Origin of the sequence: Paracoccus sp. N5 (genome assembly GCF_000371965.1) — a bacterium.
GTDB lineage: Bacteria > Pseudomonadota > Alphaproteobacteria > Rhodobacterales > Rhodobacteraceae > Paracoccus.
The window spans coordinates 1,187,067-1,199,616 of record NZ_AQUO01000001.1 but is presented as its reverse complement, the minus strand read 5'-3'; the positions used below and the strand labels follow the sequence as shown (position 1 = coordinate 1,199,616).

Sequence of the window (12,550 nt, the reverse complement as noted above, 5' to 3'; positions counted from 1 at the left end):
GGGACGACCAGAGCGCTTGTCCCTCGCGCTCCGATGCCTGCAGAGACCGGCCAGAGAAGCGCGCGTGATCAAGGCCGTCGGAGGGGCGGTGATGCGGCCGGCGCTGTGCAGCGTGGCGATGGCGCACAGGCAGATCGGGAAGCCCATCGCCTGCAACTGATCGATGCTCAAGGCGGTGGCTGGTGCTGTAGACAAGGCTGGCCACCCTTGGGGCATGGCGCGGGCCGCGCTTCGCGGCGCGCCGTCCTGCGGATGGTAATCATAAAGAAATTGTGAAATTCTCGGTTCCCCAGGCGCATTTCGCGTCGAGTCGAAGCTTTCGGCGCCCGATCGAACCCAAATGAGAAAGGGACGCATGTCACAGATAAGCCCATCCGACCCCCTAGCCTCCGACGCCGGCATCGAGGCCCTGCCGCCGCCCGAGGGCCCGACCCAGATCATCGTGACCGATTACGAGATCGGCCAGGACAATATCGAGGGCGTCAAGCCGGTCGCCTTCGACATCCATAACCCGGTTTTCATGATCTCCGGCGCCGCGGTGGTGGTTTTCACCGCGGCCACGCTGCTGTTCCCCTCGGTCCTGGGGCCGTTCTTCGGCGGATTGCGCGACGTGGTCACCAGCAATTTCGATTGGTTCTTCCTGATCGCCGGCAATATCTTCGTGCTGCTGTGCCTTGGCCTGATCCTGTCGCCCCTGGGTTCGGTCCGGCTGGGCGGCCCCGAGGCCACGCCGGATTTCTCCCTGACCGGCTGGTTCTCCATGCTCTTTGCCGCCGGCATGGGCATCGGGCTGATGTTCTATGGCGTCAGCGAGCCGCTGGGCCATTTCACCGCCGCCCTGGGCGGGCCGGTGGTCGAGAATGGCGTCCGCACCGATTGGGCGCCGCTGGACGGGGCGCCGGGGGACGAGCTGGGCGCGCGGCGGCTGGCGATGGCCGCGACGATCTTTCACTGGGGCCTGCACCCCTGGGCGATCTATGCGGTGGTGGCGCTGGCCTTGGCGCTGTTTGCCTATAACAAGGGGCTGCCGCTGACGCTGCGCTCGGTCTTCTATCCGATCCTGGGGGAACGGGTCTGGGGCTGGCCGGGCCATGTCGTGGATGTGCTGGCGGTGATGGCGACGCTGTTCGGGCTGGCCACCTCGCTGGGGATCGGCGCCGAGCAGGCATCGGCGGGTTTCCATTTCCTGTTCGGCTGGAGCACCGCGCTGACCGCCAAGATCGTGCTGATCGTCATCATCACCGGGGTGGCCACGGCCTCGGTGGTGCTGGGCGTCGAAAAGGGCGTCAAGCGCCTGTCCGAGATCAACATGGTGCTGGCGGTCCTGCTGCTGCTCTTCGTGATCCTCACCGGGCCGACCTGGCAGATCCTGACCGGCTTCTTCGGCAATCTGGCCGCTTACGGCACCAAGATCCTGCCGCTGTCGAACCCCTTCGGCCGCACCGACGACAATTTCCGTCACGGCTGGACCGCCTTCTACTGGGCCTGGTGGATCAGCTGGTCGCCCTTTGTCGGCATGTTCATCGCCCGGGTGTCGCGCGGCCGCACCGTGCGGCAGTTCCTGACCGCGGTGCTGATCGTGCCCTCGCTGATCTCGGTCTTGTGGATGACAGCCTTTGGCGGCACCGCGATTTCCGAGACGCTGGCCGGCTTTTCGGGCGTGGCCGATGCGGCGCTGGAACTGCAACTGTTCCAGATGCTGTCGCAACTGCCGCTGACCGCGATTTCCAGCTTCATCGGCATCGTGCTGGTGATCGTGTTCTTCGTCACCTCCTCGGATTCCGGCTCGCTGGTGATCGACACCATCGCGGCGGGCGGCAAGATCCACGCCCCGGTGCCGCAGCGCATCTTCTGGTGCAGCTTCGAGGGTCTGGTCGCCATCGCCCTGCTTCTAGGCGGCGGGCTCACGGCCCTGCAGGCGATGGCGGTCTCGACCGGGCTGCCCTTCACGCTGGTGCTGCTGGGGGCCTGCTGGGCCATCGTCAAGGGCTTGCTGGCCGAGAGACGGGAGCTGGCCTGAGGCTGGCCGGGCCGGGCGGTCATGCCCGGCCCGGTTTGCATTTGTCTTCCTGGCCGGGCCATGAAATGCAGGGAAGATCCCCTTCTGGCCCTCTGCTCCCTGCCTGCGTGGAAGCCTATCGACACAGGATCCGACATGCCCATGCCTCGCCCCCGGTTCCGCATCCTCCGCCGCTCGCGCGCCCTGATCACGAGTCGGGAACAATGGCGCGGGCGGATGGTCTTCTGGTGCGGCGCGCTGCTGGTCGGGCTGGTCAGCACCGCCTTCGCCAGGTTTGCGGATCTGGCGACCGAGGCGTTTCGCCATCTTTCGGTCGGGGGAACCTCGCCTTGGCTGCTGCTGGTTCTTCCTGCGGGCTTCATCTCTTCGGCATGGCTCACGCAACGATATTTTGCCGGTGCGCAAGGCAGCGGCATCCCGCAGGCCATCGCCGCCCGCGCGCTGGAGGGCGAGGAGCGAAGGCTTTACCTGACGCTGAGGATCGCCGCCGGAAAGTTCCTGCTGACGCAGTGGGGCCTGCTCTGCGGCGCCTCGATCGGGCGTGAGGGTCCGACAGTCCAGATCGGCGCGGCCATCATGCTGGCCAGCGCGCGTGTCGGGCATCTGGCCCAGGCCAAGGGGCTGATCCTTGCAGGCTCGGCCGCCGGCATCGCGGCCGCGTTCAACACCCCGCTGGCCGGCATCGTCTTCGCCATCGAGGAAATGGCCCGCACCTATCAAAGCCGCACCAATGGGCTGGTGCTTTCGACGGTGGTGATCGCCGGGATCGCGGCGCTGGCGATCTCGGGCAGCTACACCTATTTCGGCGAGGCCGTGGCTTATGGCAATTTCCCGCGCGACTGGTTGCTGGTCGGGGTGGTGGGGATTGCGGGCGGGGCGCTGGGCGCCGGGTTCAGCCGGTCGGTGCTGTCCCTGACCCGGCGGATCCGGCGCTGGAAGCTGGCGCCCAGCCGCAAGCTTTTCGTCGTCGCCGGGACGGCGGGCTTGGTGGTCGCGGTGGCGGGGCTTGTCAGCGGGGGCATGGCATTCGGCACCAGCTACGCCGAGGCGCGGCTGGCGGTGCAGGGCGAGCAGTTGCCCGCCAGCTTTTTCCTGACCAAGCTGCTGGCGACACTGGCCTCGACCGTATCGGGCATTCCGGGCGGCATGTTCGCGCCGTCGCTTTCCGTGGGCGCGGGGCTGGGCAATCTGATCGGCGGGTTGTTCTCGGCCTCGCTGAGCTTTGCGGCGGTGCTGGGGATGGCGGCCTATTTCGCCGGGGCCGTGCAATCGCCGATGACTGCTTTCGTTATCGTCATGGAGATGACCGCGACGCAGGAACATGCCCTGCCCATCATGGCCGCCGCGATGCTTGGCTTCGGCGTGTCGCGCCTGCTGTCGCCGGAACCGCTGTATCACGGTCTGGCCCGGCTATGGCTGGCGGACGCCATCAAGCTGCGACGACGCGAGGGTGCTGCCTGAGCAGGAAATGTCACGCCCTTGGTTCTTGCGGCAGAACGTCAGGGGGACGGCTTTGGATCAGCCCATCGCTTGCATTCGCATGCTTAAAGCAAGCCAATCATCCCGCGCGGCACGATCGGCGCTTTCGGCAAGGCTCGTCGTCGCTTCTTGTCGGGGATGGCGGGTCCATGGCGCGAGACCGTCTGCCAGGCTGCGTGGCTGGTCGCGAAAGCAAAATGCCGGACCCGCAGGCCCGGCAGTTTGGAAACTCGCTAACACAACACCAGTTGATTGACTCGACAATTAACACATCGCCGGGACAGCCGCGAGTTGCCTTTTCGGGCAGGCTGCTCAGCGTGGGTGTTGGACCAGCTGCAGTGCGCCGGGGCGGCACGACCGCATCCGCGCCCCGGTTCGCGATGGCGTCGCGGCAGCCCCGGGCGCGGTGACCGACGCGATCGGCTCGGCTTCAGGGATCTGGGCGAGCAGATCAGGCAATACGGGCGCATCGCCCACACCGCTACCGGCGATCTCGACTGCACTGCCAGAGTCGCCTCGGCCATGGCCAGGTGGACCTTGCGCCAAACCCGCCTGCGCGCGCCAGCATGCTTGCGGGCATGCCATTCGCCCTCGCCGCGGACCTTGATGCCCGTGCTGTCCACGAGCAGGTGCCGGGGGCGCCACGGTCAAGGTCTTCCGCCGTCGGCAGAGCGTCGAGAAGTCCGGCACCAGCCAGTCGAGGCAGGCCAGCTTCGGAAGGATCGTGACGAAGCCTCCGCGCCATGGTCACTCGGACCAGTGGCGCTCCCTGGCTCGATCTGGCGAAGCGGCAGGCGGAAAGGATCTTGATCGTCAGGCAAGCCTAGACCCGCGGCGTCGCTGGAGGCCGGCTGGCCGCCACGTTGCCCGATGGCGCCGCGTGCCAAGGCATCGAAGGGTCGAACCAGACGGTCAGCGACCCACGCTCATGCAGCGAGGCATTGCAGGCGGACCAGTTCAGGGTGCGATAGCGGGTCGTCGGGGCAGGCTGGACATGCCGCCCAGCTATGCTGCTGGACCCGCAATGTGAATCCCGCGCAGGCTTCGTGCGACAAAGCCCCCGCTGCTGGTCGTGTTGTCGCGTGAGACAAAAGCAGGTGACGATCTAGCATCAGCATTTCGCCCTGTTTCGGATGTCTCGCAGAGCGCCGCATAAAGATCATTCGACGCGAGGGCGACGCCAGCCAGCAGAGAGAGCCCGCTTGTCGATCAGTGCCGCCCTTCTGGATGGCGCTGTGCAGAAGGAGTAGAGGCGCAGCAGAGACGATTGCCGCCTTGAAAGTGGTGGTGGGCGGAACCAACGGTGCCACCCGGCGTAGCCAAGGCAGGATCGACAAGCAGCGTGGCGGCGACGTCGACCAGTTCCATGTGACGGATCACCTGCCCGAAACTGTGGCAGCGAGGGCGGTCTCACCAAGCCAGCCCGCCAAGCAGCGCGAAACGGGCGGACATCCATCGTCCAGCCTGATCGCCACATGCCATGCGTTGCTGCAGACAGATCAGTGGCCGATGGCGATCCCCTCGCGTCGCGGATCGGCGCCGCCGGTCAGCCCGTCCGGACCAATGGCGATGGCTTGCAGGCCCGAGGTCAGTTCCGTTTCCTTCACCTCGAATCCGATCCGGGCCAAACTGCCGGTCAGCGCGGCAGGCAGGCCGGGTTCCACATCCATCGGGCCAAAGCGGTTGACGATATTGGGCAGCGCCACCGCCTGCTGCACGTCCATGCCCCAGTCCAGACGCGCGATAATGGCCTTGGCGACATAGCCGATGATCCGGCTGCCCCCGGGCGAGCCGACGATCAGCACCGGCTTGTCGTCCTTCAGCACGATGGTCGGCGCCATCGAGGACCGCGGCCGCTTGCCCGGCGCCACGGCATTGGCGATGGGCCAGCCATCGGCGTCATGGGTCTCGAAGCTGAAGTCGGTCAGTTCGTTGTTCAGCAGAAAACCATGTGCCATCACCCGCGATCCGAAGCCGTTCTCGATGGTGGTGGTCATCGACAGCGCGTTGCCGTCGCCATCCACGATGGAGATATGCGTGGTCGAGGGCAGTTCCAGCGAGGTATCGGCGCCCCACAGCCCCGCGTGATCCCAGCCCGGCCGGCCGGCGCTGACCACGGGCAGGGCGTCGTCTCCGGCCAGAAGCTTGCCTCGTTCGGCCAGGTAGGCGGGGTCGATCAATCCTTGCGTCGGCATCGGCACGTGCTCGGGATCGGCCATGTAGCGATCCCGGTCGGCGAAGGCCAGGCGCGACGCATCGCCGATCAGCCGCCAGCTTTCGGGGCTTTCGGCCCCCAGCGAGGCCAGGTCGTATCCTCCCAGCATGCCAAGGATCTGCCCCACGGTCAGCCCGCCCGAGGAAGGCGGTCCCATGCCGCACACGTCGTGGTCGCGATATTCGACGCAGACCGCCGGACGCTCGACCACCCGATAAGCGGCCAGATCGGCCATGGACAGCAGGCCGGGATTGCCCGCCGCCCCGCGCACGGCGGCGACGATGCCCTCGGCGATCTCGCCCTTGTAGAAGCTGTCGGCCCCTTCAGCCGCCAGCATGCGCAGGGTCTCGGCATAGGCCGGGTTTTTCAGCATCGCGCCTGCTGCCACGGGCTGGCCACCGGGAAAGAAATAGCCGCTTGTCACCGGATCCGCCTGCAGCGCCTTGCCTTCGGTCGCGACCAGCTCTGCCAGTCGGGGCGAGACGACGAAGCCCCCGTCCGCCAGCCGGATCGCGGTGTCGAACAGCCCGGCCCAGTTGGCGCGACCCCATCGGCGATGCGCTTCCTCCAGCAGTGCGGGCGTTCCCGGAGTGCCGACCGAGCGGCCGCCGACCACCGCCGCCATGAACTCCAGCGGCTGGCCCCGATCGTCCTGGAACAGCGTCGGCGTGGCCGCCGTGGGCGCGGTCTCGCGCGCGTCGAGCGTGGTCAGTTTCCCTGTCGCCGCGTCATACCAGACCAGAAACGCCCCGCCGCCAAGGCCGGAACTTTGCGGCTCGACCAGCCCCAGCACGGTCTGCACAGCGATCATTGCATCCGCCGCGCTGCCGCCGGCTTCCAGCACCCGCGCGCCGGCCTCGACCGCCAGGGGATGCGCTGCGGTTACCGTCCAGTCCTGCGCTGCGACCGGGCGGCCCTCGGCCTTGGCCGCCAACGCGGCCCGTGCCGCCGCGCCCAGCGGGCCGAAGCTTTCAGCAGCGACGCCCGCTGCGGCATCCGCCTCGGGTGCGACCGCGTCGGTCGCCTGTTGGGCCATCCCCGCGACGGCGCTGCCCAGAAGCAGCACCACTGCGAGACCTGTGCGTGTCATTCCCACCCTCCTTGCTGCCGAGGTCAGTGTGATCCGCTCAGGCCATCGGGGCAACCCAGGGTATCATCGTCCTAGCGGCGCCGTGCCGTTGGCGCCGACGCCGGGCGGGGACCCGATCTTCACCATCGAGCATCCGGCGGCAAGGCCGTGGCGGCCATGCCGAAGCAGGGCGCGATCGCGCGGGCATGCCGCAGGGCGACCTCATCGGCTTGGCGCCGCCCTTGTGCGGCGCCACCGACGCTGCCACCAACGCCGCCGAGCCCGTGGCCGAGGTGTTGGGCTGATCCCCGCGGGCAGGGGACGCCGCGCGGCCCCCGCCTGTCCCTTGGGACGAGGCGGCCTGAACTGCATAAAAACCCGGCAAGTTGCGGCTCTGCGCTGCAATCGGACGATACAATCTGGCCAAGACGCAGAGATGGCCCAAACTCCCCTCATGCCGCGCTGCGGCACAAGAACACCAAGAGGGGATGACAGGGATGTTGAAGATCACCGGCGCCTTGGGCGCCACGCTGCTGGCCGCCGGCATCGCCGGCCCGGCCTGGGCGCAAGAGGACACCATCAAGATCGGCGTGCTGCATTCGCTGTCGGGCACGATGGCGATTTCCGAGACCACGCTGAAGGACACCGTTCTGATGATGGTCGAGCAGCAGAATGCCAAGGGCGGCGTGCTGGGCAAGAAGATCGAGGCGGTCGTGGTGGACCCGGCCTCGGACTGGCCGCTGTTTGCCGAAAAGGCCCGCGAGCTGATCTCGGTGAACGGGGTCGACGCGATTTTCGGCTGCTGGACCTCGGTCAGCCGCAAATCGGTGCTGCCGGTCATCGAGGAACTGAATGCGCTGCTGTTCTATCCGGTGCAATATGAAGGCGAGGAAAGCTCGAAAAACGTGATCTACACCGGCGCCGCGCCGAACCAGCAGGCGATCCCGGCTGTGGATTACATGATGGACGAGCTGGGCGTCGAGAAATGGGCGCTGCTGGGCACGGACTATGTCTATCCGCGCACCACGAACAACATCCTTGACGCCTATCTCAAGGGCAAGGGCGTCGCGGCCGACGACATCTTCGTGAACTACACCCCCTTCGGCCATTCCGACTGGTCCAAGATCGTCGCCGACGTGGCGGCGCTTGGCGCGGATGGCAAGAAGGTCGGCGTGGTCTCGACCATCAACGGCGATGCGAATATCGGCTTTTACAAGGAACTGGCAGCGGCCGGCGTCTCGGCCGACGACATTCCGGTCATGGCCTTTTCGGTCGGTGAAGAGGAGCTGGCCGGTCTGGATACCACGAACCTCGTCGGGCATCTGGCGGCCTGGAACTACTTCGAATCCGCCGACACGCCGGCGAACAAGGCCTTCATCGACGAATGGCACAGGTTTACCAAGAACGACAAGCGCGTGACCAATGACCCGATGGAGGCGACGATGATCGGCTTCAACGCCTGGGTCGCGGCGGTGGAAAAGGCGGGCTCGACCGACACCGACAAGGTGCTGGACGCCATCGTCGGCGTCGAGGTGCCAAACCTGACCGGCGGCACCGCCAAGGTCCTGCCGAACCATCACATCGCCAAGCCGGTGCTGATCGGTGAAGTGCGCGCGGATGGCCAGTTCGACATCGTCAGCCAGACCGCCGAGGTCGCCGGCGATGCCTGGACCGACTTCCTGCCCGAAAGCGCCAAGCTGGACAGCGACTGGCCGGGCAGGAAATGCGGCATGTGGAACACCGAAACGCAAAGCTGCGTGCAGGTCAAATCCAACTACTGATACGGCGGGGCGGCGTTCCGGCGCCGCCCGCCCTTCGCCGGCCGAGGACATCCATGCGTTTCATCCTGACCTTTCTGGCGCTGCTGGCGCTGGCCCTGCCGATCACGGCCCGCGCCCAGTCGCCCGATCTGGCCACCGATCTGGCCGGCGTCATCAGCGCCAACCGCGCCCAGATCGAAAAGCCTTCGCGCCAGACCATCGCGCCGGTCGTCGCGGCCATCGCCGCCACCGGTCCCCAGGGCAGGGCCCTGCTGCAAGCCTGGGGCGACCGTGCCCTGGGGCTGCGCAAATCCGACCGCCTGCTGGTCATTACCGCGCCCCAGGGCGATGCGATGAAGCTGCTGGATGCCGCGACCGGCGCCGATCTGGGAACCGTGCCCAAAGACGAGGTAACGCTGCTGCGGCCGAATTCCGGCGTGCGCGGCGTGATCTCGGCCGCCATGGCCGGCACCGCGCTGTCCGATCCCGACCCGAAGCGCCGCGCCGGGGCGCTGGACGCGCTGGCGCGCAAGGGCGATGCCGCGCAACTGACGCTGCTACGGCAGGCGCTGGACGATCCCGACCCGGTTCTGGCCGGTCGCAAGGCGCGGCTGGAGCGGCTCTTGACCATCCAATACGACCCCGACCCGGCCGCCCGCGTCGCGGCCATCGGCAGCTTCGGCGGCGACACCGCGCTGGATTTCCGCGCCAGCCTGAACCCGATCCTGACCACCCGTCGCGTCGCGCTGGAAACCGTCCCGGCCGATGCCAATATCGCCGATGAGCTGGTCCCGGGCCGCGACATCAGCCGCGAGGCCGCCTATGCCATGCTGGTCGATGCCGGTCTTGCCCCCGCCCGCCTGACCCCGCAGGCCGAGCGCCAGACACTGGCGCAGCATATCGTGGATGGCATGGTCGGCGGCGTGCCGGTTGCGCAACTGGGCGATGAGGCCGCCCGCGACCGCGCCTATACCGCGCTGGAACAGCAGGGGCTGGTGCAGCCCGCCGCCAGCGAGGCCGAGGTGACGGCGGCGCTGGAGCGTTTCCATTTCCTCGATGTCTATGCCGAAGCCGACAGCGACGTGACCGATGCCGCCCGCGCCGCGCTGCGCGGCACCGAGACCCGCATCGCCATGATGCAGGCCGCCGACCTGTCGCTGGACGCGCTGTCGCTGGCCTCGATCTATTTCCTCGCCGCCATCGGCCTTGCCATCACCTTTGGCGTGATGGGCGTCATCAATATGGCGCATGGCGAATTCATCATGATGGGCGCCTATACCGGCTATGTCGTGCAGCAGTTCATCGCCGACCGCACGGCTTCGCTGCTGGTCGCCCTGCCCCTGGCCTTTGTCGTCACCTTCGCCGCCGGCGTGGCACTGGAGCGGCTGGTGATCCGCCATCTTTACAAACGCCCGCTGGAAACGCTGCTGGCCACCTTTGGCGTTTCCATCGCGCTGCAACAGCTGGCCAAGAACATCTTCGGCACGCAGGCGCGGCCGCTGACCGCGCCGGCTTGGCTGGACAGGGCGCTGACCTTCAACGACGTGGTGTCGATCAGCTATATCCGCATCGCGATCTTTGTCCTCGCGCTGGTGTTCCTGGCGCTTTACCTCGTCATCATGAACCGCACCCGGCTGGGGCTCGAGGTCCGTGCCGTGACCCAGAACCCCGCCATGGCGGCCAGCATGGGTATCAGCCCCGACCGCATCAACATGCTGACCTTCGGCCTTGGCTCGGGCATCGCCGGCATCGCGGGCGTGGCGATCGGCCTGTTCGCGAAAGTCACCTCGGAACTGGGCAGCGATTACATCGTGCAAAGCTTCATGACGGTCGTGGTGGGCGGCGTCGGCAATATCTGGGGCACGCTGGCGGGTGCGGCGCTGATCGGCTTCCTGCAAAAGGGCATCGAGTGGTTCAACCCCGCGAATACGCTGGCCGCCCAGACCTACATGATCCTGTTCATCATCATCTTCATCCAGTTCCGGCCGCGCGGCATCATCGCCGCCAAGGGCCGCGCCGCCGTGGGGGCCTGAGATGCGCAAACCCTTGGTGCTTCGCCACCCCTCGATCCTGGTGCTTCTGGCCGTGCTGGCGGTGTTCACCGTCGGCGTCACCATCCTGTCGGCGGGCTATGGCACCGGCGTCATCTCGACCAGCATGGTCAAGACGCTGGGCAAGACGCTGTGCCTTGCGCTGGCGGCCGTCGCCATGGATCTGGTCTGGGGCTATGCCGGTATCCTGTCGCTGGGCCAGATGGCGTTCTTTGCGCTGGGCGGCTACATGATCGGCATGTGGCTGATGGTCGCCCGGACCGAAGGTATCGTGGCCGGCTCGCTCGCCAACCTGCCGATCCCGCCCACGGATGCCGAGATTTCGCAGGCCGTCGCCACGCAGATCTTTGGCGTGGTCGGCTCCGACCAGTTCCCGGCGATCTGGGCGCTTTCCGGCTCGCTCTGGGGGCAACTGGCGCTGGTCGTGCTGGTGCCGGGGCTGCTGGCGCTGGTCTTTGGCTGGCTGGCGTTCCGGTCGCGGGTGAACGGGGTCTATCTGTCGATCCTGACGCAGGCGATGACGCTGGCGCTGGCGCTTTATCTGTTCCAGAACGATTCCGGCCTGCGCGGCAACAACGGGCTGTCGGGCCTGCAGAACATCCCGGGCCTTGATGCGGTGCCGCAGGAGACGCTGTCGATCTGGTTCTTCTGGGCCTCGGCCATGGCGCTGGGGCTTGGCTATCTGCTGATCGCCTGGGTCGCCTCGGGCAAGTTCGGCAGCGTCACGCGCGCCATCCGCGACGACGAGGCCCGCGTCCGGTTCCTTGGCTATTCGGTCGAAAGCTACAAGCTCGTGGTGTTCACGCTGGCTGCGATCGTCAGCGCCATCGCCGGCGCGCTGTATTACCCGCAGGCGGGCATCATCAACCCGGCGGAACTGGCGCCCATCGCCTCGATCTATCTGGCGGTCTGGGTGGCGATCGGCGGGCGCGGCCGGCTTTACGGTGCGGTGATCGGCGCGGTCTTCGTCTCGCTGCTGTCCAGCTGGTTTACCGGCGGCCGGGCGCCCGACCTGAACCTGGGCTTTCACACGGTGAAATGGGTCGACTGGTGGCAGGTGCTGCTGGGGCTCAGCTTTGTCTTGGTCACCCTGTTCGCCCCCAAGGGCATCGCCGGCATCCTTGACGTGCTGAACCATCTGCGCCCGCCGAAACGCGGCGGCACGCCGCTTGGCCCCGACATGGGCGCCCTGCGCGAACAGGAGGCCACGGAATGAGCGCGCTTCTGGAGGTCATCGGCATATCCGTCAGCTTCGACGGATTCCGCGCCATCAACAACCTCAGCTTTGCCATCGCCGAACGCGAACTGCGCGCCATCATCGGGCCGAACGGTGCCGGCAAGACCACCTTCATGGACATCGTCACCGGCAAGACCCGCCCCGACGAAGGCCAGGTGCTGTGGGGCGAGAACTCGACCAGCCTGCTGCGGCTGAATGAGGCGCAGATCGCCCGCGAAGGCGTTGGCCGCAAGTTCCAGCGCCCCACCGTTTTCGAGGACCAGACCGTGGCCGAGAACCTGACCATGGCGCTGAAGGCCGCGCGCGGCCCGTTTTCGGTGATGTGGTGGAAGCCCTCGGGCGACAGCGTGGCGCGGGTGGCGGAACTGGCTGTCGAGGTCGGGCTGGCAGAACAGCTTCAGCGCAAGTCGGGCGAACTGAGCCACGGCCAGAAGCAATGGCTCGAGATCGGGATGCTCTTGGCGCAGGAGCCGCGCCTGCTGCTGGTCGATGAGCCGGCCGCCGGCATGACGCTGGCCGAACGCAAACAGACCACGGCCCTGCTGCGCCGGCTCGCGCAGCGCCATGCCGTCGTGGTGGTCGAACATGACATGGATTTCGTCCGCCGCCTGGATTGCAAGGTGACGGTGCTGCACGAAGGCTCGGTTCTGGCCGAGGGCTCGCTGGATCACGTCACGGCCAATCCGCAGGTGGTCGAAGTCTATCTGGGAAGGGGATGA

At 67.0% G+C, this 12,550-nt stretch carries 7 protein-coding genes and 1 pseudogene; 6 read left to right on the top strand and 2 right to left on the bottom strand.

Annotation, left to right across the window (positions count from 1 at the left end; all coding sequences use genetic code 11):
* The first annotated feature begins 355 nt into the window (after positions 1 to 355).
* Positions 356 to 2,020 (top strand): BCCT family transporter, encoded by a 1,665-nt coding sequence (locus tag PARN5_RS0106030; RefSeq protein WP_017998877.1) that lies wholly within the window; start codon positions 356 to 358, stop codon positions 2,018 to 2,020.
* A gap of 216 nt (positions 2,021 to 2,236) precedes the next feature.
* Positions 2,237 to 3,481, top strand: coding sequence for a chloride channel protein (locus tag PARN5_RS0106025; protein ID WP_017998876.1), 1,245 nt, complete (start codon positions 2,237 to 2,239; stop codon positions 3,479 to 3,481).
* 352 nt (positions 3,482 to 3,833) lie between these two features.
* Here the strand turns inward: PARN5_RS0106025 and PARN5_RS24805 are convergent.
* Positions 3,834 to 4,508, bottom strand: a pseudogene (locus tag PARN5_RS24805) (transposase); the annotation flags it as partial.
* A 490-nt stretch (positions 4,509 to 4,998) separates the two neighbouring features.
* On the bottom strand, positions 4,999 to 6,804 hold the full coding sequence (gene ggt / locus PARN5_RS0106020) for a gamma-glutamyltransferase (protein ID WP_026155201.1): 1,806 nt from the start codon (positions 6,802 to 6,804) through the stop codon (positions 4,999 to 5,001).
* A gap of 476 nt (positions 6,805 to 7,280) precedes the next feature.
* Between ggt and urtA the strand changes: the two genes are divergently transcribed.
* Genes urtA through urtD form a run of 4 tightly spaced genes read left to right on the top strand, consistent with a single transcriptional unit; the run spans position 7,281 to position 12,550 of the window.
* Complete coding sequence (gene urtA / locus PARN5_RS0106010) at positions 7,281 to 8,564, top strand: urea ABC transporter substrate-binding protein (RefSeq protein WP_017998873.1); 1,284 nt, start codon at positions 7,281 to 7,283, stop codon at positions 8,562 to 8,564.
* A gap of 53 nt (positions 8,565 to 8,617) precedes the next feature.
* Positions 8,618 to 10,576, top strand: coding sequence for an urea ABC transporter permease subunit UrtB (gene urtB, locus PARN5_RS0106005; RefSeq protein WP_017998872.1), 1,959 nt, complete (start codon positions 8,618 to 8,620; stop codon positions 10,574 to 10,576).
* A 1-nt stretch (position 10,577) separates the two neighbouring features.
* Positions 10,578 to 11,810 carry an urea ABC transporter permease subunit UrtC gene (urtC, locus tag PARN5_RS0106000; RefSeq protein ID WP_017998871.1) on the top strand — a complete coding sequence of 411 codons (1,233 nt, stop codon included), beginning with the start codon at positions 10,578 to 10,580 and terminating at the stop codon, positions 11,808 to 11,810.
* Positions 11,807 to 12,550 (top strand): urea ABC transporter ATP-binding protein UrtD, encoded by a 744-nt coding sequence (gene urtD / locus PARN5_RS0105995; RefSeq protein WP_017998870.1) that lies wholly within the window; start codon positions 11,807 to 11,809, stop codon positions 12,548 to 12,550. Before urtC ends, urtD begins: the two co-directional genes overlap by 4 nt.

What these genes read in the sequence shown, in the direction of transcription:
- PARN5_RS0106025 (WP_017998876.1), top strand. Translation starts at nt 2,237, where the DNA reads ATGGTCTTCTGGTGCGGCGCGCTGCTGGTCGGGCTGGTCAGCACCGCC.
- urtD (WP_017998870.1), top strand. Translation starts at nt 11,807, where the DNA reads ATGAGCGCGCTTCTGGAGGTCATCGGCATATCCGTCAGCTTCGACGGA.
- ggt (WP_026155201.1), bottom strand. Translation starts at nt 6,804, where the DNA reads ATGACACGCACAGGTCTCGCAGTGGTGCTGCTTCTGGGCAGCGCCGTC.
- urtB (WP_017998872.1), top strand. Translation starts at nt 8,618, where the DNA reads ATGCGTTTCATCCTGACCTTTCTGGCGCTGCTGGCGCTGGCCCTGCCG.
- urtA (WP_017998873.1), top strand. Translation starts at nt 7,281, where the DNA reads ATGTTGAAGATCACCGGCGCCTTGGGCGCCACGCTGCTGGCCGCCGGC.
- PARN5_RS0106030 (WP_017998877.1), top strand. Translation starts at nt 356, where the DNA reads ATGTCACAGATAAGCCCATCCGACCCCCTAGCCTCCGACGCCGGCATC.
- urtC (WP_017998871.1), top strand. Translation starts at nt 10,578, where the DNA reads ATGCGCAAACCCTTGGTGCTTCGCCACCCCTCGATCCTGGTGCTTCTG.